General features: G+C 74.3%; 16 protein-coding genes and 1 riboswitch. Of the genes, 9 read left to right on the plus strand and 7 right to left on the minus strand.

Annotated features, from left to right (window positions below):
* Nucleotides 1-31 precede the first annotated feature (31 nt).
* Nucleotides 32-1,486 carry a bifunctional phosphatase PAP2/diacylglycerol kinase family protein gene (locus AC230_RS06680; protein ID WP_049715124.1) on the plus strand — a complete coding sequence of 485 codons (1,455 nt, stop codon included), beginning with the start codon at nt 32-34 and terminating at the stop codon, nt 1,484-1,486.
* A gap of 21 nt (nt 1,487-1,507) precedes the next feature.
* Here AC230_RS06680 and AC230_RS06685 read toward each other — a convergent pair whose 3' ends face one another.
* Nucleotides 1,508-2,101 carry a TetR/AcrR family transcriptional regulator gene (locus AC230_RS06685; protein ID WP_107082076.1) on the minus strand — a complete coding sequence of 198 codons (594 nt, stop codon included), beginning with the start codon at nt 2,099-2,101 and terminating at the stop codon, nt 1,508-1,510.
* A 63-nt stretch (nt 2,102-2,164) separates the two neighbouring features.
* On the opposite strand from AC230_RS06685, the gene AC230_RS06690 reads away from it, so the two are divergent.
* On the plus strand, nt 2,165-2,713 hold the full coding sequence (locus AC230_RS06690) for a GNAT family N-acetyltransferase (RefSeq protein WP_049715125.1): 549 nt from the start codon (nt 2,165-2,167) through the stop codon (nt 2,711-2,713).
* A gap of 13 nt (nt 2,714-2,726) precedes the next feature.
* On the opposite strand, the gene AC230_RS06695 is transcribed toward AC230_RS06690, so the two are convergent.
* Entirely contained in the window at nt 2,727-4,412 is a 1,686-nt protein-coding gene (locus AC230_RS06695; protein WP_049715126.1) for a sensor histidine kinase, read from the minus strand.
* Between the two features lie 245 nt (nt 4,413-4,657).
* Here AC230_RS06695 and ctaD point away from each other — a divergent pair, with 245 nt between their 5' ends.
* From ctaD to AC230_RS06710, 3 genes are all read left to right on the plus strand, one after another.
* Nucleotides 4,658-6,292, plus strand: a complete 1,635-nt coding sequence (gene ctaD / locus AC230_RS06700; RefSeq protein WP_049715127.1) for an aa3-type cytochrome oxidase subunit I — start codon at nt 4,658-4,660, stop codon at nt 6,290-6,292.
* A 126-nt stretch (nt 6,293-6,418) separates the two neighbouring features.
* Nucleotides 6,419-7,963 carry an alpha/beta hydrolase gene (locus tag AC230_RS06705; protein ID WP_049715128.1) on the plus strand — a complete coding sequence of 515 codons (1,545 nt, stop codon included), beginning with the start codon at nt 6,419-6,421 and terminating at the stop codon, nt 7,961-7,963.
* A gap of 119 nt (nt 7,964-8,082) precedes the next feature.
* Complete coding sequence (locus AC230_RS06710) at nt 8,083-8,790, plus strand: GDSL-type esterase/lipase family protein (RefSeq protein WP_049715129.1); 708 nt, start codon at nt 8,083-8,085, stop codon at nt 8,788-8,790.
* Between the two features lie 59 nt (nt 8,791-8,849).
* Here AC230_RS06710 and lepB read toward each other — a convergent pair whose 3' ends face one another.
* Nucleotides 8,850-9,710, minus strand: a complete 861-nt coding sequence (gene lepB, locus AC230_RS06715) for a signal peptidase I (RefSeq protein WP_049715130.1) — start codon at nt 9,708-9,710, stop codon at nt 8,850-8,852.
* Between the two features lie 108 nt (nt 9,711-9,818).
* Entirely contained in the window at nt 9,819-11,348 is a 1,530-nt protein-coding gene (locus AC230_RS06720; protein WP_107082077.1) for an MFS transporter, read from the minus strand.
* Nucleotides 11,349-11,620: 272 nt separating this feature from the next.
* Here AC230_RS06720 and AC230_RS06725 point away from each other — a divergent pair, with 272 nt between their 5' ends.
* Entirely contained in the window at nt 11,621-12,691 is a 1,071-nt protein-coding gene (locus tag AC230_RS06725) for a methyltransferase (RefSeq protein ID WP_049715131.1), read from the plus strand.
* A 61-nt stretch (nt 12,692-12,752) separates the two neighbouring features.
* On the opposite strand, the gene AC230_RS06730 is transcribed toward AC230_RS06725, so the two are convergent.
* Genes AC230_RS06730 through AC230_RS06740 form a run of 3 tightly spaced genes read right to left on the minus strand, consistent with a single transcriptional unit; the run spans nt 12,753 to nt 14,513 of the window.
* Complete coding sequence (locus AC230_RS06730) at nt 12,753-13,550, minus strand: GNAT family N-acetyltransferase (protein ID WP_241833119.1); 798 nt, start codon at nt 13,548-13,550, stop codon at nt 12,753-12,755.
* Between the two features lie 25 nt (nt 13,551-13,575).
* Nucleotides 13,576-13,650 (minus strand): 50S ribosomal protein bL37, encoded by a 75-nt coding sequence (locus AC230_RS34625; protein ID WP_422125561.1) that lies wholly within the window; start codon nt 13,648-13,650, stop codon nt 13,576-13,578.
* A 50-nt stretch (nt 13,651-13,700) separates the two neighbouring features.
* On the minus strand, nt 13,701-14,513 hold the full coding sequence (locus AC230_RS06740) for an SDR family NAD(P)-dependent oxidoreductase (protein ID WP_049715133.1): 813 nt from the start codon (nt 14,511-14,513) through the stop codon (nt 13,701-13,703).
* 424 nt (nt 14,514-14,937) lie between these two features.
* Here AC230_RS06740 and AC230_RS06745 point away from each other — a divergent pair, with 424 nt between their 5' ends.
* The 3 genes from AC230_RS06745 to AC230_RS06755 all read left to right on the plus strand — a co-directional run bounded on the left by AC230_RS06745 (nt 14,938) and on the right by AC230_RS06755 (nt 19,776).
* A complete protein-coding gene (locus AC230_RS06745) occupies nt 14,938-16,341 on the plus strand; it encodes an amino acid permease (RefSeq protein ID WP_078871032.1) in 1,404 nt (467 codons plus the stop codon).
* Nucleotides 16,342-16,517: 176 nt separating this feature from the next.
* Entirely contained in the window at nt 16,518-17,834 is a 1,317-nt protein-coding gene (locus AC230_RS06750) for a phosphatase PAP2 family protein (RefSeq protein ID WP_049715248.1), read from the plus strand.
* Between the two features lie 102 nt (nt 17,835-17,936).
* A riboswitch (cobalamin riboswitch) is annotated at nt 17,937-18,054 on the plus strand.
* A gap of 222 nt (nt 18,055-18,276) precedes the next feature.
* Nucleotides 18,277-19,776, plus strand: a complete 1,500-nt coding sequence (locus AC230_RS06755; RefSeq protein WP_049715135.1) for a CoA-acylating methylmalonate-semialdehyde dehydrogenase — start codon at nt 18,277-18,279, stop codon at nt 19,774-19,776.
* Nucleotides 19,777-19,792: the final 16 nt, after the last annotated feature.

The following is a 19,792-nucleotide window of genomic DNA, read 5'->3' on the forward strand; positions in this document are numbered from 1 at the left end:
CCGGCGCGCCGGCGCGGGTAACCGTGCGGCCATGCGCGACACGCTGATCACCTGGGACCGGTTCCTGTTCGAGCAGGTCGCCGCGCGGCACTGGCCCGGTGGCGACCGGGTGCTGCCCCGGCTGTCCCGCAGCGCCGACCACGGGCTGCTGTGGTGCGCGGTGGCCGGGGGCGCGGCGCTGGCGGGCGGGCCGGGCGTCCGGCGCGCGGCGGTGCGCGGACTGGCCTCGCTCGCGGTGGCCTCGGCGACGGTCAACACCCTCGGCAAGCGGGCGGTGCGGCGCGGGCGGCCGATCCTGGACGCCGTGCCGGTGATCCGGCGGCTGGCGAGACAGCCGGTCACCACGTCCTTCCCCTCCGGCCACTCGGCCTCGGCGGCGGCCTTCGCGGCCGGGGTGGCGCTGGAGGAGCCGGCCCTGGGGCTGGCGCTGGCGCCGCTCGCCCTCTCGGTGTGCTTCTCCCGCGTCTACACGGGGGTGCACTACCCGGGCGACGTCCTGGCCGGTGCCGCGCTGGGCGCGGGCGCCGCGCTCCTCGTCCGCGGGCTGGCGCCCGCCCCGGGCCGGCACGCGCCGCCGGCCCGGCCGCGCGTGGACGCGCCGGCGCTGCCGGACGGCCGGGGGCTGGTCGTGGTGGTCAGCGCCACCTCCGGGCGGCGGACGGCGGCCCGCGAGGACCCGGGGGCGGAGGTACGGGCCGAGCTGCCCCTGGCCGAGATCGTCCCCTGCGCCGCGGGGGACTCCCTGCCGGACGCCCTGGAGAAGGCGGCCCGGCGGGCGGCCGGACTCGGCGGCGCGCTGGGCGTGTTCGGCGGCGACGGCACCGCCAACGCCGCCGCGGGCGTGGCCTCCCGGCACCGGCTCCCCCTCGCCGTGCTGCCCGGCGGCACCTACAACCACTTCGCCCACGACCTGGGCATCGCGACCGTGGCCGACGCCGCCCGGGCGGTGCGGGCGGGCCACGCGGTCACGGTGGACCTGGGCCGCTTCGGCGACGGCGGGCTCTTCGTCAACACGTTCAGCATCGGCTCCTACCCGGAGCTGGTGCGCGTCCGCGAACGCTGGGCCCCGCGCGTCGGCGCCTTCCCGGCGGGGGTCGCCGCCGCGGTGCACGTCCTGCGCACCGCCGAGCCGGTGCGGCTGCGCGTCGACGGACGGCGGCGGCGCGTGTGGACCCTGTTCGTCGGCAACTGCTCGTACCGCGGCCTCGGTCCGGCCCCGGTGGGCCGGCACGGACTGGCCGACGACCTGCTCGACGTCCGGATGGTCCTCTCCGGCCGCCTCGCCCGCACCCGGCTGCTGGCCGCCGCCCTGACCGGCGTCCTCAAGCACTCCCCCGTGCTGCGCTCCTCCCGGGTGCACCGCCTGCGCGTCGACGGCGTCCTGCCCGGCACGCACCTCGCCTTCGACGGCGAGATCGCCCCGGCGCCGCCGTCGCTGACCCTGACGAAGGAGCGGCAGGCGCTGGTCGTCTACCGGCCGCGCTGAGGCGCGGCGGGGCCGGCCCGCTCAGCCGTCGCGCAGCGCGTCCACGAACGCGTCGACCGTCGCCGTCTGCGCCTCGGCGGTGAACCGCCCGGGGTCGAAGAGGGCCTGGACGACCAGGCCGTGAACGAAGGCGACGGCCGCCGCCGCGAGGCGGTCGAGGTCGGCGCCGGGCGGGAGTTCGCCGAGGTCGCGGGCGGCTTCGAGGTGGGGGCGGAGGGCCGCGCGCATGCGGGTGTAGCGCTCGGCCTGGTCCGCGCGGAGGCCCTCGTCGGCGAGGGACTGGTCCCAGGAGCCGACCCACACGCGGTTGCGGGCGGTGTTGTCGTCGCCGATGGGCAGGGTGTCGAGGAGCACGGTGCGCAGGGCGGCCAGGCCCGCTGCCGGGCGGGGCGTGCGCGGGCGTCCGGCGCTGCTCCGCTCCAGGACGTCCAACGCGTGGGCGACGAGGGCGCGTTTGGTCGGGAAGTAGTGCATGAGCAGGCCCGTGGAGACGTTCATCTCGGCGGCCACGGCGCGCAGCGTCAGGCCGCCGAAGCCCTTGGCGGCCAGGACGCGCCACACCGCCTGGGAGACGTCCTCGCGGCGGGAATCGTGATCGACAGGTGCGGGAGGCATGGGGTTAGAGTACGTACCGAACGCTCGTTATGCACATCTGACGCCCATCCCGACGGAGGTCCCGTGTTCGCCCTGCCCCTCGACGACCGTGCCCTGCTGCGCCCCCTGGAGCCCTGGCAGGCCCGGGAGTTCCTCGACCACATCGACCGGGCCCGGCCGTCCGTCGACCCGTGGATCCCGTGGGCCACGCGCAGCACCGACCTGGAGTCCGCGACCGCCGTCCTGCAGCGCTTCGCCGACGACCAGGCCCGGGACGCCGGCCGCATCTACGGCATCTGGCTGGACGACGTGCTCGTCGGCGGCGTCATGTTCAAGGTGTTCGACACGGCCATGGGCGTCTGCGAGATCGGCTGCTGGCTGGAGAAGGCCGGCGAGGGCCGCGGTCTGGTGCACCGGGCGAGCCGGGTCCTGATCGACTGGGCCTTCCGCGAGCGCGGCATGAGCCGCGTGGAGTGGCGGACGACCCCGGCCAACAAGCGCAGCGTCGAGGCGGCGCGCCGCCTGGGGATGCGCCGGGACGGTGTGCTGCGCCGGCAGTACGAGTACCGGGGTGTCCGGCACGACACGGAGGTCTGGTCCGTCCTGGCCGAGGAGTGGGCCGGACGGGGCTGAGCGCGCGGGCGGTTCAGCGCCGCGCCGCCGCCAGCGGGATCCGCCACGCGAGGACCGTCCCGCCGCCGTCCCGGGCCGACACGGACAGCGTGCCCCCGTGCCGCTCCGCCCGCTCCGCGAGGTTGCGCAGGCCGCTGCGGCGGCCGGTGCCGGCGGGCATGCCGACGCCGTCGTCGGCGACGGTGAGGACGAGGTCGTGGCCGTCGTTGACGACGGCGACGTCCACCGCCCCCGCGGAGGCGTGCCGGGCCGCGTTCGCGAGCGCCTCGCCGAGGACGGCCACCGCGTCGTCCACGGCCTCGCGGGGCACCTGGGTGTCCAGGAGTCCCTCCATGCGCAGGCTGGGGGCGAAGCCGAGGGCCGTGCCGGCCTCGGCGACGGCGCGGACGACGCGGGTGCGCAGGCCGTGCTGGGGGGCGGTCTCGCGGGAGCGCAGGCCGAAGATGGTGGAGCGGATGATCTTGATGGTCTCGTCGAGGTCGTCGACGGCGCGCTGGACGCGCTCGGCGGCCTCGGGGTGGTCGATGAACCGGTCGGCGCTCTGCAGGGTCATGCCGGTGGCGAACAGCCGCTGGATGGCGAGGTCGTGGAGGTCGCGGGCGATGCGGTCGCGGTCCTCCAGCAGCGCCAACTGTTCGGTGTCCGCGCGCCGTTCGGCCAGCTCCATGGCCAGTCCGGTCTGTCCGGCGAAGGCGAGCAGCGGTTCGGTCTCGCGCTCGGAGAACTCCGGTCCGCCGGCGGCCCGTACGAGCAGGAGCACCCCGTGGACCGCGTCGCCGGAGGTGACGGGCACGGCGACGGCGGGCCCGGCGGGCGCCTCGGGGGCGGTGCGGGCGCGGGCGGGGCGCCCCTCGGTGAACGCCTCGCCGCTCAGCGTCCCCCGCAGGGGCAGGACGGTGCCGTGCGCCGGCCCGTCCCCGGTGGACGCGTCGACGGCCAGCGCCGTGCCGTCGGCCTCCGGCAGGGTGAAGACGGCGTGCCGGGCGCCCGAGATCTCCCCCGCCAGCCGGGCGATGCGGGCGGTCACCCCGGCGCGCGGGTCGCCGGACATCAGCGCGGTGGTCACCTCCGCGCTGGCCCGCAGCCAGCGTTCGCGGCGCACGGCCTCCTCGTACAGGCGGGCGTTGTCGATGGCGACGCCGGCGGCGACGGCGAGGGTGGCGAGGACCTCCTCGTCCTCGTCCTCGAAGTCCGCGCCCCCGCGCTTCTCGGTCAGGTAGAGGTTGCCGAAGACGTGGTCGCGGACGCGGATCGGCACCCCGAGGAAGGTGTTCATCGGCGGGTGGCCGGGCGGGAACCCGTAGGAGGCGGCGTGGTCGCAGATCCTCGGCAGCCGCAACGGCTCGGGCCGGCGGATCAGTTCGCCGAGGATGCCGTGGCCCGACGGGTAGGGGCCGATCGCCTCGATCTGATCCTCCGTCAGCCCGACGGTGAGGAACTGCGACAGGGTCCGTCCGTCCGGGCCGATCACGCCGAGCGCGCCGTAGCGGGCGTCGACCAGGACGACGGCCGCCTCGATGATGCCGCGCAGCACCTGTTCCAGCTCCAGGCCGCGGCCCACCGACAGGACGGCCTCCAGCAGGTTGTGCACCCGGTCCCGGGTGCCGCGGGCGGCGTCGAGCCGGGCCTGGACCTCGTCCAGCAGTTCGTCCAGCCTGAGCTGCGGCAGCCGTACCGCCCCCGCCCCGGTGTTCTCCACGCCGCTCCTTGTCCTCCGCGCCCGTCCGGGGACGGTTCCTCCGCCCCCGCGACACCGTATCGCCGCCGGTCAGGGCGGCGTGCGCCGGGGCCCGCGGGTGCCGGCGGGGGCCCGTGGCCGGGACCGTTCGGCCCCCCTTGACAGCCCGGAAGGCCCCTGCTCCCCGCCGCGGCCGCCCTTGATCATGAGGGCGAAGCGACCCAGCACCACGCAGATGCGGAGCAGACGTGCCTACGGAAACCCCGGTGGCGGCCCCCACCGCCACGGCCAGCACCGGCGCCCCCCGGCCCCGGAGTTCGCCGGTGGAGTGGCTGACGACCACCGACCACAAGCGGATCGGGACGATGTATCTCGTCACCGCCTTCGGCTTCTTCCTCGTGGGCGGCGTGATCGCGCTGCTGATGCGGGCCGAACTGGCCCGTCCCGGCACGCAGATCATGTCGAACGAGCAGTTCAACCAGGCGTTCACGATGCACGGCTCGATCATGCTGCTGCTGTTCGCGATGCCGTTGTTCACCGGCTTCGCCAACTGGATCATGCCGTTGCAGATCGGGGCGCCCGACGTGGCGTTCCCCCGGCTGAACATGCTCTCCTTCTGGCTGTTCCTGTTCGGCTCGCTGATCGCCGCCGGCGGGTTCCTCACCCCCCAGGGCGCGGCGGACTTCGGCTGGTTCGCCTACACGCCGCTGTCCGACGCGACCCACTCCCCCGGCCTCGGCGCCGACCTGTGGATCATGGGTGTGGCGCTGTCGGGCTTCGGCAGCATCCTGGGCGCGGTCAACTTCATCACCACGATCGTGTGCATGCGCGCGCCCGGCATGACGATGTTCCGCATGCCCATCTTCACCTGGAACGTGCTGCTGACCGCGCTGCTGATCCTGCTGGTCTTCCCGGTGCTGGCCGCGGCACTGTTCGCCCTGGAGACGGACCGGAAGTTCGGCTCGCACATCTTCGACGCCGCCAACGGCGGGACGCTGCTGTGGCAGCACCTGTTCTGGTTCTTCGGCCATCCCGAGGTGTACGTCCTGGCGCTGCCGTTCTTCGGCATCGTCTCCGAGGTGATCCCGGTCTTCTCCCGCAAGCCGATGTTCGGTTACTGGGGTCTGATCGCCGCGACGATCTCCATCGCGGGCCTGTCGGTGACGGTGTGGGCGCACCACATGTACGTGACCGGCGGTGTGCTGCTGCCGTTCTTCTCCTTCATGACCTTCCTGATCGCGGTCCCGACGGGGGTGAAGTTCTTCAACTGGATCGGGACGATGTGGAAGGGCTCGCTGTCCTTCGAGACGCCGATGCTGTGGGCCACGGGCTTCCTGGTGACGTTCGTCTTCGGCGGGCTGACGGGCGTCGTCCTGGCCGCGCCGCCGCTGGACTTCCACGTCTCCGACTCGTACTTCGTCGTCGCGCACTTCCACTACACGCTCTTCGGCACGGTCGTCTACGCGATGTTCGCCGGATTCCACTTCTGGTGGCCGAAGTTCACGGGGAAGATGCTGGACGAACGTCTCGGGAAGCTCACCTTCTGGACGCTGACGGTGGGCTTCCACGCCACCTTCCTCGTCCAGCACTGGCTGGGCGCCGAGGGCATGCCGCGCCGGTACGCCGACTACCTGGCCGCCGACGGCTGGACCACGCTCAACACCGTGTCGTCCATCGGCTCGTTCCTCCTCGGCATCTCCTTCCTGCCGTTCTTCTACAACGTCTGGAAGACCGCCAAGTACGGCAGGAAGGTCGAGGCCGACGACCCCTGGGGCTGGGGCCGTTCGCTGGAGTGGGCCACCTCCTGCCCGCCCCCGCGCCACAACTTCGACCGCCTGCCGCGCATCCGGTCGGAGTCCCCGGCCCTGGACGCGCGCCGGCCGGAGCTGGTGGAGCCGTAGGGCTCCGCGCGGGGGCGGGCACCACCCCCGGGCCGGGGGTTTCCACCAGTGATCGGTGACGGCCGTCCGCCTAGCGTGAGCCGCATGGCCCTCGGGGCACGCCACCGTCACCGTCAAGGAGACCCCATGCGCTCCCTCCGCAGAGCCGCCGTCGCGCTGACGACGGCCGCCACCTGCCTCACCGCCCTTCCGGCCGCCGCGGCGGCGGCCGGCGACTCCCCTGCCGGGCTCGCCCGTTACCACCACCAGCGGCCGCAGTGGGAGAGCTGTGTCCAGGGCCCGGACGACGCGGCCGGGCGGGCGCTGGAGAAGGCCGGCGCCCGCTGCGCCACGCTCACCGTGCCCCTCGACTACACCGACCCCGGCGGCCGCACCATCACCCTCGCCGTCTCCCGCATCAAGGCCACCGACACCGCGCACCGGGCCGGGGCGCTCCTGGTCAACAGCGGTGGCCCCGGCGGCCCTTCGCTGGGCCTCGCGGCCGACGTCCGCGCCGCGATGAAGGAGGTGGGCGCGCGCTACGACGTGATCGGCATGGATCCGCGCTTCGTCGGCCGCAGCACCCCGCTGGACTGCCACTGGCCCACCGGCACCTGGATCCGCTCCGCGGGGTCCGGCCGGGCCGGCTTCGAGCGCCAGGCCGCCTTCCAGCAGAGGCTGGCGGAGAGCTGCGGACGCGCCGGGGGCGCGGTGCTGCCGCACATCAGCACCCGCAACACCGCCCGCGACATGGACGTCGTCCGCGCCGTCCTGGGCGAACGCCGGATCTCCTACCTGGGCTACTCCTACGGCACCTACCTCGGCACCGTCTACACCCAGATGTTCCCCGGCCGCACCGACCGCGTCGTCCTCGACGGCGCCGTCGGCCCGCGCGACTACGGCCCCCGCATGCTGGTCCCGATGCTGGACGCCAACGAGCGTGCCCTGGAGCACTGGGCCGGCTGGGCGGCGCGCCGCGACGCCCGGTACGGGCTCGGTGCCACCCGGCAGCAGGTCCTGGCCACCGTGCGGGACATCGTCCGCGCGGCCGCCCGCCGCCCGCTCGTCCTGGGCGGCGGGGAGCGGACGTACCGGGTGGACGACAGCCTCGTCCCCGCCCTGCTCTTCGGCGAGCTGGCCGACGACCGGGACGCCGCCCGCGCCTCCCTCGCGGCCTCGGTGGCCGCCCTGGGCCGGGCCGCGCGGGGCCGCGCCGTCGAGCCGCCCCGGCAACTGGCCGAGGACCTCGCCCTCATGACGACCGGCGCGCACTCCGCCGCCGGCAGCGCCCAGGCCGCGATCCTGTGCGGCGACGTCCCCGCGCCCCGCGACCCCGAGACGTACCGGCGCGCGGTCGAGGACTCCCGGGCCGGGCACCCCCTCTTCGGCCCGCTCGTCCACAACACCAACCCCTGCGCCTTCTGGCCGCACGCCCCGCGCGAGCGTCCGACGCAGGTGCGCACCGACGTCCGGGCGCTGATCGTCGCCGCCACCGGCGACCCCCGCACCCCCTACGCCGGCAGCCGGCAGCTGCGCTCCCTGCTGCCCTCCTCCCGCCTCCTGACCGTCGGGGGAGCCGACCACCACGGCCTCTACGGCGAATACGGCAACGCGTGCGTCGACCGGCGCGTGAACGCCTACCTCTCGACGGGCCGCCTCCCGGCCTCGGACACGGCCTGCGCGGCCCGGTGAGCCGGTCACCGGGCGTCCGCGCATCCCACCCGGACGAGTGAAGCGAGTGAAGGAGGAAGCATGGGAGATCGGTCACAAGGCCCGTCCGCCGGGCGGGGCGAGGGGGTTAGGTTCCAGGAATGTTGATCAATACTTCCGCCCGCAGGATCCTGTGCTACGGCGACTCCAACACCCACGGTCAGCGCCCCGACGACGTCCTGCCCGGGCGCCTGCCCGCCGACCGGCGCTGGACGGGCCTGCTGCAGGCCCTGCTCGGCGACGGCCACGACGTGCTCGAAGAGGGCCTCGGCGGCCGCACGACGGACCTGGAGGACCCGTACCGCCCGGGCCGCGACGGCCGTTCCTGGCTGGTCCCCTGCCTGCACAGTCACGAACCGCTGGACGTGGTCGTGCTGATGCTCGGCACCAACGACACCAAGGACTGTTTCGCCCGCTCCGCCGCCGAGACGGCCGCCGCCCTGGGCGGGCTCCTCGACGACATCGCACGCGAGGGGCGCTCGCGCACCGGCGGGGCGCCGCGTGCCGTCGTGGTCAGCCCCGTCCTCATCGACGACACCAAGCCGCGCTTCGCCGAGTTGAACGGGGCGTACTACGGCTCCGGGGCCGCCCCGAAGTCGCGCCGGCTCGCGGCCGGGATCGGCCCGGTGGCCCGCGAGCACGGCGCCCTCTTCCTCGACGCCGCCACCGTCGCCGAACCCGGCGACGACGGCGTCCACTTGAGCCTCGACGCGCACCGTCCCCTGGCCGAGCTGCTGGCGGGGGCGATCCGGACGCTCGCGGCCGAGGACGCCGGGGAGGACGCCGCGAGCGTCCCGGCCCGCCCATGACGAAGCGCCCGCCCCGGGGTTCCCGGGGCGGGCGCTTCGGACGTGTCACGGAGCGGCGGTCAGACCCGCGTGCCCGTCCGCAGGAGCCGCCGGCGGCGCAGCAGGACCAGCGGGACGGCGCCGGCGACGGCCACCGCGGTGGGGGCCGTGGCGGCGGCGGCCTTGTCGATGCCCTTCTGGTCGAAGGTGCCGGGCACCGGCAGGGTGGACCAGCGGTCGATCGGCCAGGCGACGACGATCGCGCGGCCCACGACGTTGCCGACGGGGACGAAGCCGTTGCCCGGCTCGTCCTGGTGGTAGCGGGAGTCCGCCGAGTTCTGCCGGTGGTCGCCCATCACCCACAGCTTGCCCTTGGGCACCGTGACCTTGAACTGACCCCGGGGGTCGGTGCTGCAGGCGGTGTTCCCCGGGAAGACGTACGGCTCGTCCAGCGGCTTGCCGTTGACCTTCACGGGGCCGGAGCCCTTGCACTCGACGGTGTCGCCGCCGACGCCGATGACGCGCTTGATGAGGTCCTTCTCGTTGGCCGACGGCATCAGGCCGATCCAGCTCAGGACGCTCTGCACGGCGTTGGGCTGGGGGGTGGGCTCGTTGCGCAGCCACTCGCCCGGGTCGTGGAAGACGATGACCTCGCCGCGGTCGGGCTCGGCGCCGAACCAGGGGGTCAGCTTGTCCACCAGGACCCGGTCGCCCTCCTGCAGGGTGTTCTGCATGGAGTCCGAGGGGATGGAGAACGCCTGCACCAGGAACGTCTTGATGAGCAGCGCCAGCACCAGGGCGACACCGATGAGGAGGGGCAGCTCCTTCCAGAACGGACGCTGCTGCTTCTTCGCCTTGCTCTCCTTCGTCCTCACGGGCTCTTCGGGCCGTTCACCGGGCCCTTCCTGCTCCGACCGCGCTCCGACCGCCACGTCCCCCACATCCACTCCTTACCTCGACCACCGCCCCGCCCGGTCCGCGGGACGGCCTCGTACCCCCCGCGGAGCGGGGGGTGCCGAAGGGGCCACCCTATGCGAAGAGACTGTGCGTCAGGTGCGGCCGGACACCGTCGTCCGGCGTCGGGTAGGCTGCCGCCTTTCCCCCGGCCCGCGCCCGCCGGCCCCGGACCGCCCCGCCAGGAGGACGGCGACGGCGACCGCGCCCGCCGCGCAGGTCCCCGCGACGCCCCACAGGGCGGTGTGCCAGGCCCCGGTCAGCTGCCCGGCGAGGGCGTCGTGCCGCGGGCCGTCCGGCAGGTTCCCCGCCGTCACCTCCCTGGCGAGGCGCTCCGAGCCGACCCGGGCGCGCACGAGGCCGGCCAGCAGCGCGCCGAAGACCGCGAGGACGAGTGCCTCGGCGGCGCCGCGGACGGTGTTGAGGAAGCCGGCGGCCATGCCGGCGCGGGCCGGTTCGACGTGGCGCATGGCCTGGCCGTCGCCGATGCCGAAGGACAGCCCCATGCCGCTGCCGACGGCGGCCAGCGGCCCGGCCAGCTCCCAGGCGCCGATCCCCGGCCGCAGGACGGTGAGCCAGGCGGTGCCGGCGGCGATGAGCAGGAGGGCGGCGGCGATGAGGAGGCGGGGCGGGACGCCGCGGTTGACGAGCAGGCCGCCGAGCTGGGGGACGACGAGCACGGGCACGGTCATCAGCAGCATCGTCAGCCCGGCGCGGGCCGCCGACTGGCCGCTCGCGCCCTGGAGGTAGGTGGGCAGGAAGGTGAGGGTGCCGATGAAGCCGGCGCAGGTGACCACGGACCCCAGGCACCAGGCGGCGAAGCGGCGGTTGCGGACGAGGGACAGGTCGAGCACGGGGTGCGCGCTGCGCCGCTCGACGGCGACGAAGACGCCCAGCAGGACGGCGCCGAGGCCGAGGGCGCCGAGCACGGGTGCGGCGGTCCAGCCGCTCTCGGGGCCCTGGACGAGGCCGGTCATCACGGCGGCCAGGCCCAGCACGAAGGCCGCCGTGCCCGCCCGGTCGGTGCGGGGCCGCTCGGGGGCGCGCGACTCGGGGATCCCGGCGGCGCCGAGCGGGACGACGGCCAGGACCGCGGCGTACACGAGGAATCCGGCCCGCCAGCCGAGGCCGCCGGCGAGCCAGCCCGATGTCGTCGGCCCGAACGCCACACCCACGCCGACGACCGTGCCCATCGCCGCGAACGCCCGTGTGCGCGCCGCCCCTTCGTAGGCCGTGGCGAGGATCGCGCCGGAGCTCGCCAGGACGCAGGCGGCGCCGGTGCCGGCGACCGCGCGGGCCAGGTCGAGGACGAGGATGTGCGGGGCGAGGGCGCTCGCCAGCGAGCCGGCGGCGAAGAGGCCGCAGCCGAGGACGAAGACCCGGCGCCGGCCGTGGAGGTCGGAGAACGAGCCGGCGACGAGGGTGACGGTGGCGAAGAGCAGGTTGTGGACGTTGACCGCCCACATCAGCGGGGCTCCGGAGGCATGGAGGTCCTCGCCGATGCCGGGCAGCGCCACGGCGGCGCCGGCGACCGACATGGGGACGACGAGCACGCCGGGCAGGACGACGGCGAGGGCGGCGGGGGAGGAACGCCGCGGCGGGGCGCTCCCGTTGAATGTGCCCATGGCAAGGGCCCTTTCCTGGTGCGACGGAGGAGTGGTGCGGCCGGGACGGAGGCGAACGTAGGACTTCAAGTGCGCTTGACGTCAAGGAGGAAGATCGACACCGGGGCGGCAACGGCCCGTCCGCTCCGCCACCTTGGGCCGCCCCCGCCTGCCGGGAAAGCCGTCGCGGGGACCCGTTGCACCAACCGATCAAGCCGACTTAGGGTTTCGTGACTTCGCCGATGCGACAGTGGAAACCTGAACCATGGCGCACCCCCGAAAGGAGCCGCACAATGGCGTCGGAACGGGCACGGGAGAGGGACCGGGGACGATCGGCCGGCGACGGGCCGGCGCGGTCGGTCGTCAGCAACCTGATCTGGGGGAAGATGACCTCCAGCCTGCTGTCCACCACGCTCGGGCTGGGCGTCGCGGACGTCCTGGGCGACGAGGCGCGCACCGCCGCCGACGTGGCGGAGCGGTGCGGCACCCTGCCGGATCCCACGCTGCGTCTGCTGCGGGCCCTGGCCGCGCTGGGGTTGCTCACCGAGGAGAAGGCCGGCGTCTTCCGCCTCACCCCCGCGGGCGCGCTGCTGCGCAACGACAACCCGGACGGGATGAGCACCCTCGTGCGCATCTACACGGACCCCGTCCTCAACGCCGCCTGGGAGCGCCTGGATCACAGCCTGCGCACCGGACTGCCGTCGTTCGACGAGGTGTTCGGCCGTGACTACTTCACGCACCTGAAGGAGAACCCGGACGTCTCCGCGGAGTTCAACCAGGCGATGGGCCAGTCCACCCGGTTCGTCGCCGAGTCCGTCCCGGACCGTTACGACTTCTCCCGCTTCCGCACCGTGGTGGACATGGGCGGCGGCGACGGCACGCTCCTCGCCGGCATCCTGCGCGCCGTCCCGGACCTGCGCGGTGTCGTCTACGACAGCCCGGAGGGGCTGGCCCAGGCGCCCGCCCTGCTGGAGGCCGCCGGGGTGGCCGACCGCTGCACGCTGGAGACCGGCGACTTCTTCACCTCCGCGCCCAAGGGCGGGGACCTCTATCTGCTCAAGAGCATCCTGCACGACTGGAACGACAGCCAGTGCGCCGCGATCCTCTCGGGCATCCGCCGGGTCATCCCCGACGGCGGCCGGGTGCTGGTCATCGACCCGGTCCTGGCGGACGTCGTGGACCCGGCGACCGTCCGCCTCCACCACTACCTCAGCGACCTCAACATGCTGGTGAACGCGGGCGGCAGGGAGCGCACCGAGCAGGACTTCCGCGCGCTCTTCGCCGGTGCCGGCTTCGCCCTCTCCGCCATCACGCCGCTCGCCGACCCCAGCCCCCTCTCGCTGGTCGAGGCCGTTCCCGCCTGACGTCCCGGCGGCACCCCGCCCGGCGGGCCCGGGAACCTCGGTTTCCCGGGCCAGGAGCGGGTCAGTGCCGTGGAGTTGAACAGGGACGTGGCACGACCGGACCGACCGCGGCGCCGACGGCGTAGTGCACGTAGCGGCGCTCGGGCCGGAAGCCGGCCGCGGCGGCGAGGCGGCGGCTGGGGTGGTTGTCGCGGGAGCAGGTCCAGCTGGGAAGGCGGCCGCGGGCGGCGACGTCCGTGCACAGGGCGGTGACGCAGGCGGTGGCCAGCCCGCGGCCGCGCTCGGCGGGCCGCGTGGCGGCGGCGAGGTCCTCGTAGCGGCTCCCCGTGAAGTGGACGCAGGCCAGGGAGAGCAGGCGGTCGCCGCGGAAGGCGCCCCAGGCGCGCCCGGGGGCGGCGACCCCGGCGGGCCCGCCCCAGCTCTCGGTGATCCACGCCAGTCCGGCGCCGAGGTCGCGGACGGCCGGGGCGTCCGTCGTGGTCAGGCGGCGGATCCGGACGGCCGGGGCGGGCCGGGCGGCCCGCCCGGGTCCGTGCCGGACCCAGATCATCCGTTCCCAGGGGACGATCCGCTCGAAGGCGGCGCCGAGCACCGGCAGGAAGCGGTCCGGCGCGAGGACGTAGTGGTGGGCCAGGCCGGCCAGTCCGGCGGGGTCGGTCGTGCGCGGGTCGCCCGCGAGCACGGCGTGCCGTGCGCAGGTGACGGCGGCGGACCGGGGGCCGGCCGGACGGTCGGCCCACCACCGCCCGTGGCCGGTGGTGCGGACGTGCTCGGCGAGCGCGCCCGGGCCGGGCCGGCCGGCGGGGAACCAGGAGGTCCACGGCTCGGCGGCCGGGACGGCACCACACCACTCGATCACGGGGTTCGGCTTTCTCGACGGTCCGTCAGTTGTTCGGCTTCTTGCCGTGGTTGGCGCCCTTCTTGCGGCGCGCCCTCTTCTTGCGGGCCCTCTTGGACACGGTCATACCTCCTCTCGCGGCGTCCGGTCCCGCCGTCGGCCGGCCGTGTTTCAGGCGGCCTTGGCGACGAGCTGGTCCGCGAGCCGGCACAGCCGGCGGACCGTGCGGTCCTCCATGGCCACCGGGGCGGCCGGGGAGAGGGCGGTGCGGTCGTAGTAGGCGCCGGGGACGAGCTCGGTGGCGGGGTCGCACAGCCGCACCACCCGCTCGGCGCCCTCGGCGGCGGTCTCGCCCTCGTGCGCGTACATCGGCAGCAGGGCGGTGTCGCAGACGCCGGGGTGGACGCTGACCGAGGTCCAGGCGGCCTCGGCGCGGGCGAAGACGGTCAGGGCGAGCTGCGACTGGGCGTAGGCGGCCAGGCGGGAGTAGCGCTTGGCGCGCTGGGGGTCGTTCCAGGCGATGGAGGCGGTGCGGTGCATGGAGGAGGAGACGTTGACGACGCGGGCGCCGGGCCGGGCGCCGAGCGGGCCGGCGAGTTCGTGGGTGAGGAGGTAGGCGGCCAGGAAGTTGACCTGGAAGGCGAGTTCGTTGCCGTCGTCGGTCACGGTCCGCCGCTCGGGGGCGGCGACGGCGGCGTTGTTGACGAGGACGTCGAGGACGGGGTGCCGGTCGGCGATCCGCGCGGCCATGGCGCGGACCTCGTCGAGGCGCGAGAAGTCGGCGACGGCCAGGTCGAGCCGGCCGGCGTCGGCGCCGGCGGCCACGAGGCGGGCGACGGCGTCCTCGCCGGCGGCCCGGCCGGGCGCGTGCACGACGACGCTGTCGCCGCGCGCGGCGAGCAGCCGGGCGGTCTCCCAGCCGATGCCGGAACTGGCACCGGTGACCAGGACGGTCCTGGGGGCAGGGGAGACGGCTGAAGACATGATGATCCACTCCGGGAACGGTTCGATGCGGCAGCGCCCCGCCGGGGTTTCCGACGGGGTGCTGCCCTGGGGAGGTACGGAAAGGACGACGGCGCGGTTACGGCACCGTGTCGAGCGAACAGCGCGCGGGACCGGTCAACGCCCTATGGGGCGGCCGGTCGTCGTGGCGCAGACGGCTGTTCACGCGGACCATCCAACGGAGCGGGCCGCACGGCTTCAAGCGGCACGCCCCTTTCCTGACGCCGCCCTGACGGGCCGTGTCCCGGCGCGGGGGTGATCCGGTGGGGACCCGGGGGATACGGAAACGGACCGCCGCCGTCACCCTGGGTGAAGCCGTCGTCCGCATAACGGACGCACCTGCAGAGCTTTGTCCGGGATCGCATACTCGTGGTCTTCCGATCTCGCATAGTGGACAGGTACGCCCATGAGCCGGACACTGACCTCACCGCCCCCGACGCCGACGGGAAGCCCGTCGCCGCAGCACTCCCCGCTGTCGAACGGGCTCAAGCAGCGCCACCTTTCGATGATCGCCCTCGGGGGCGTCATCGGCGCCGGCCTCTTCGTGGGCTCCGGCGCGGGCATCGCCACGGCCGGTCCGTCGATCGTGGTCGCCTACGCGGTGTCCGGCCTGCTCGTGATGTTCGTGATGCGCATGCTCGGCGAGATGTCGGCGGCGAACCCGTCCTCCGGCTCGTTCTCCGTCCACGCGGACCGGGCCATCGGCCCCTGGGCGGGCTTCACCGCCGGCTGGATGTTCTGGACGCTGCTGGTCGTGGGCGTGGGCATCGAGGCGATCGGCGCGGCCCACATCCTGCAGGGCTGGTTCCCCGGCACGCCCTCGTGGATGTGGGTGCTGCTCCTCATGGCGCTGTTCTGCGGAACGAACCTGGGGGCGGTGGCGAACTTCGGCGAGTTCGAGTTCTGGTTCGCCGCCCTGAAGATCGGCGCGATCGCGCTGTTCCTGATCCTGGGCGGGCTGGCGATCTTTGGCCTGCTGCCCGGCACCCACGCCCCGGGCACCGCCCACCTGCTGCACGACGGCGGCTTCCTGCCCGCCGGCACCGGCGGACTGCTCGTCGGCCTGCTGGCCTCGCTCGCCGCCTACGGCGGCCTGGAGACGGTGACCATCGCCGCCGCCGAGTCCGAGGACCCGGTCCGCGGCGTCGCGAAGGCCGTCCGTACGACGATGTGGCGCATCGGCGTCGTCTACGTCGGCTCGATGCTGGTGATCGTCACGCTCGTCCCGTGGAACGACCCGGCCGTCACCGGCTCCGGCCCCTACGCCGCCGTCCTGGACCGCCTGGGCGTGCCCGCGGGCGGCCAGGTGATGAACGTCGTCGTCCTGATCGCCCTGCTGTCGGCGATGAACGCCAACATCTACGGCTCCTCCCGCATGGCGCACTCGCTGGTCTCCCGCGGCCAGGGGCCGAGGTTCCTGGCGAAGGTCTCCGGCCAGGTGCCGCGCCGCGCGGTGCTCGCCTCCTGCGCGTTCGGCTTCTTCGCCGTCCTGCTGTCCTACTGGTGGCCCACCACCGTCTTCGCCTGGCTGCTCAACATGGTCGGCGGCGTCGTCCTGATCGTGTGGGGCTTCATCGCGGCCTCGCACCTGCTCCTGCGCCGCCGCCTGGAGCGCGAGGCCCCCGGGCGGCTCGTCGTGCGCATGTGGGGCTTCCCCTATCTGACCTGGGTGACCCTGGCCGGTGTCGCCGGCGCCCTGGCGCTGATGACGCTCCAGGCCGACACCCGCGTCCAGCTCGCCTCCACCGGCGGCCTGGCCCTCGCCCTGGCCCTGATCGGCCGCCTCCGCCAGGGCGCCGCGAGGCGTTAGCCCGCCTCTCCGCCCTCCGCCGAGTGCCCCCGCCGGCCGCGTGCCGGCGGGGGCGCTTCCGTGCGGGTCGGGCCGTCTCCTTGATCAACCTGGATAAAAGGGTCAAACGCCTGGTGCCTATAGTTGGCGGAGTGTTTTCGCGAACAAATCTCACCGCATGGCGTCGGCCGCAGGCGATCCTGTGGACCGCGGCGGGTGTGGTGGCGCTCGGACTCGTCATAGCCCTGGAGATCGCCGCCCGCCGTTACGCCGGTGCGCCGGGGCCGCTGACCACCCAGGTGCGCGAGGTGATCCTCCCCGCCAAACCGGGCCCGCTGTACGGCGGGCTGGCCCTGATGATGGTGGTGCTCACCTGGCGGCAACGGTTCGTCGCCGCGGGCGCGGCGATCGGCATCGACATCGTCTTCGCGCTCGTGCGGTGGGCGGCCGGCGTGGAGGTGACCGACGGCCGCTACTTCGGCAACGGCGCGCTGTGGGTGCTGCTGGCCTGCGCCGTCATCGCCGTCACGCGCCGCACCGGCCGCGAACGCGCCCTGCTGCTCAAGGGCGTCGGGCTGGGCCTGCTCCTGGTGACCGGCCGCAAGATCGGCGACACCTGGCTGCTCATCACCGCGAAGACGCGCCCCTCGGTCCTCGACCAGTACCTGGCGACCGCCGACCACGCGCTGGGCAACCCGTCCTGGGTGGCGGGCCGGATCCTCGACGCCACCGGCCCGGTCGGCACCCACCTCCTCGACGTCGTCTACGCCCAGCTCGCGGTGGCCGCGATCGCCGTCGCGCTCTACCAGCTCCGCACCACGGGGGCCGCGGGCCGTTTCCCCCGCCACCACCTGGTGCGCACCTTCCTGCTGATCGGCGTCCTCGGACCGGCCGTCTACATGGTCTTCCCGGTGGTCGGGCCGGTCTTCGCCTACGGCCCGGGCGCCTCCGGCACCGGCGGCGTCCAGTGGGCCGTGGCCGACCTCTGGCCGCACACCCTGCCGCCGCTCCACACCCCGCTCCCGATGGGGTACGACGACATCACCCCGCGCAACTGCATGCCCAGCCTGCACACGGCCTGGTCCGTCGCCATCTTCGTCCACTCCCGTCGCGGCCCGCGCCTGCTGCGCCACGCGGGCACCTTCTGGCTCGTCGCCACGCTCAGCGCGACGCTGGGATTCGGCTACCACTACGGCGTGGACCTCGTCGCCGGTGTCGTGTTCGCGCTCACCGTCGAGGCCGCGCTGCGCTGCTGGGACCGCGGCGGGGACCGGCGGGGAGTCCGCATGGTCGCCCACGGCGCGGCGGTCTTCACCGCGCTCCTGCTGTCCTACCGCTTCCTGCCCGGGGAGATGGCCCGCCACCCGTGGCTCTCCGGCCCGCTGCTCCTGCTGGCGATGGGCTCGGTGATCTACACCTACGTACGCACCACCCGGCGGTGGGACCGCGAGCCGGCGCCGGAGGTGCCGCCGGCGCGGCGGCCGGAGCCGCGGCCCGAACTCGTCCGCGACTGACGCCGCTTCGGCCCCTACGGGCGCACACGTGCCGTCGATCACTCGTCACCCGGAGGGGATGGACTTACTAGGACGTCCAACTATATCGTCGTGACCAAGGCCCGCGGTGCGAGACCGGCACGGTCCCGCCACTGTGACCGAGGAGCGCACCGCCGCGAACTCGCCACCGGCACAAGGCCGTCGGGGGCGGGCGGGGCGCGTCGATCCGGGAGTCAGGATACCGGCCGCGGGGTGTTCCGTGTTGTCCACGAGGATGGAGCAGACACGCATGGCACGCACCCACGACCCGGGTGACCGCCCGGAGCGCCCACGCCCCCGCGCGTCGGCCTGACGCTCCGCGCGCCCCCGCTTCGGCCCGCGTCCCACGGCCCGCCCCGCCACCACCCCGGCGGGGCCGCCGTGCCGTTCCCCGGGATCCCTTCACGACGAGAGCAGGCTCCCCTTGGTCCGCGAACTGACCCACTTCATCGGCGGTGTCCGCACCCCCGGAACGTCGGGGCTCCACGCCGACGTGTACGACCCCAACACCGGTTCCGTACAGGCCCATGTGCCGCTCGCCTCCCACGAGGAGACCCTCGCGGCCGTCGCGAACGCGGCCGCCGCGCAGCCCGCCTGGGCCGACTGGAACCCCCAGCGCCGCGCCCGCGTCATGCTGCGCTTCCTCCAGCTCGTGGAGGAGGAGCGCGACGCCCTGGCCCGGCTGCTGTCCGCCGAGCACGGCAAGACCCTCGCCGACGCGCACGGCGACCTCCAGCGCGGCCTGGAGGTCGTCGAGTTCGCCGCCGGCATCCCGCACCTGCTCAAGGGCGAGTTCACCGACAACGCCGGCACCGGCATCGACGTCCACTCGCTGCGCGCACCGCTCGGCGTCGTCGCCGGGATCACGCCGTTCAACTTCCCCGCGATGATCCCGCTGTGGAAGGCCGCGCCCGCCCTCGCCTGCGGCAACGCCTTCGTCCTCAAGCCCTCCGAGCGCGCCCCGTCGGTGCCGCTGCGCCTCGCCGAGCTGTTCCTCGAAGCCGGGCTGCCGGCGGGCGTGTTCAACGTGGTCAACGGCGACAGGACCGCCGTGGACGCGCTGTTGGAGGACCCGCGGGTCAAGGCCGTCGGCTTCGTCGGCTCGACCCCGGTCGCGGCGCACGTCTACGCGACCGCCGCCGCGCAGGGCAAGCGCGCCCAGTGCTTCGGCGGCGCCAAGAACCACATGATCGTGATGCCCGACGCGGACCTCGACCAGGCCGCCGACGCCCTCGTCGGCGCCGGCTACGGGGCGGCGGGCGAGCGCTGCATGGCCGTCTCCGTCGCCGTCCCCGTCGGCGAGGAGACCGCCGACCGGCTCGTCGCCAAGCTCAAGGAGCGCATCGGCACCCTGCGCGTCGGCCGCTCCGACGACCCCGAGGCCGACTACGGCCCACTGGTCACCCGCGACGCCCTCGACCGGGTGCGCCGCTACATCGACATCGGCGCCACCGAGGGCGCCGAACTCGTCGTGGACGGCCGCGGCTTCACCCTGCCCGGCCACGAGAACGGCTTCTTCGTCGGCCCGACCCTCTTCGACCGGGTCTCCCCCGGCATGCGCGTCTACCGCGAGGAGATCTTCGGCCCGGTGCTGTGCGTGGTGCGCGCCGCCGACTACGCCGAGGCGCTGCGCCTGCCCAGCGAGCACGCCTTCGGCAACGGCGTGGCGATCTTCACACGCGACGGTGACACCGCGCGGGACTTCGCGCGGCGCGTCGACACCGGCATGGTCGGCGTCAACGTGCCGATCCCGGTGCCCGTCGCCTACCACACCTTCGGCGGCTGGAAGCGCTCCGGCTTCGGCGACCTCAACCAGCACGGCCCGGACGCCATCCGCTTCTACACCCGCACCAAGACCGTCACCTCGCGCTGGCCCTCCGGGGTCAAGGAGGGCGCGAGCTTCTCCATCCCGACCATGGAGTGACCCGATGCCGGCTCTC

The sequence above is a fragment of the Streptomyces caatingaensis genome (assembly GCF_001187435.1).
GTDB classification, from domain to species: domain Bacteria; phylum Actinomycetota; class Actinomycetes; order Streptomycetales; family Streptomycetaceae; genus Streptomyces; species Streptomyces caatingaensis.